This is a genomic window from Streptomyces pinistramenti (assembly GCF_020564935.1).
GTDB lineage: Bacteria > Actinomycetota > Actinomycetes > Streptomycetales > Streptomycetaceae > Streptomyces > Streptomyces pinistramenti.
The window spans coordinates 1-1,078 of record NZ_JAJCXB010000131.1 but is presented as its reverse complement, the minus strand read 5'-3'; the positions used below and the strand labels follow the sequence as shown (position 1 = coordinate 1,078).

Below are 1,078 nucleotides of genomic sequence, written 5' to 3'. Positions count from 1 at the left end.
ACCCCACCCCCGACAACACCCCGGACTTCGCCCGCCCGGACCCTCGCAACGCCCCGGATCCGGACTCCCTCAGCACCCAGCCGGCCCCAGGGCCGTCCCTCCACCCGGACTCGGCCCCCGCTCCGGCCCCCGACAACGGCCCGCCCGCCCCGGACGGCCCCTCACACCCGGACTCCGTCCAGTCGCCGCCGCCCGCCACATCCCCTGCGCCCGACGCGATGCCCGGCAACCCGCCCGTCGCCGACACCCCCACCTCCCCCACCGATAGCGGCAGCAACACCGGGGACGACTCGCAGGGTTCGGGCGGCGGCGGACGCGGCGGCACCCCGCACATGAGCGTGCCGTCCCAGGGCGGCGTCGGCGCTCCGGTGCAGCACTCGCCGTCCCACGGCCCGCCGATCCAGCAGCGCGACCCGGCCCCGGGCAACCCGATGCCGACCATGGACGAGAGCGACACCACCGTTCACACCCAGTCCGCCGACACCGTGACGGGGCCGCCGCCCACCCAGCACGCGCCGGACCAGGGTGCCTCCCAGCAGTCCCCCACGCCCCAACAACCCCCGCAGAACGGCCCGCAGACCACGGGCCCGATGATGGGCGCGCCCACCGCCATGCCCCCGCAGGGCGGCGCCCCCTCCGCCCCACACGCAACACCCCCACGCGGCGGCATCCCGCCCACAGGTTCCCCCACCGGTTCGCCATCCACGAGCGCCCCGCCGTCCCGCCCCAACCGCCGGCCCGACGGCACCCGGCCGATCCACGACATCAGCCGGCAGCGCACGCCGGACCGCCCGGCCTACAACCCGCGCCTGGACGGCCCCCGCAACGAACCGACGTCCCGCCCGCACGACCCCCGCCTGGACGGCCTACGCCCCAACTCCCCCCAGCAGGACCGGAATCCGGGCACCCCCCACCCCGCCCCCGGCCGCCCGGAGGGCAATCCGTCGCGCCCCGGCAGCGGCCGCCCGGACGGCACCCCGACCCGACCCGACCCCAGGCACTCGGAGGGCACACCCCACCCGGACAGCGACCACACCGGCACCCCCCACCCCTCCGACACCGACCGCACCCACCACCC

At 77.9% G+C, this 1,078-nt stretch carries 1 pseudogene; it reads left to right on the top strand.

Going from position 1 to position 1,078, the window contains the following annotated elements:
- A pseudogene (locus tag LIU39_RS34690) lies at positions 1-1,078 on the top strand (hypothetical protein); the annotation flags it as partial.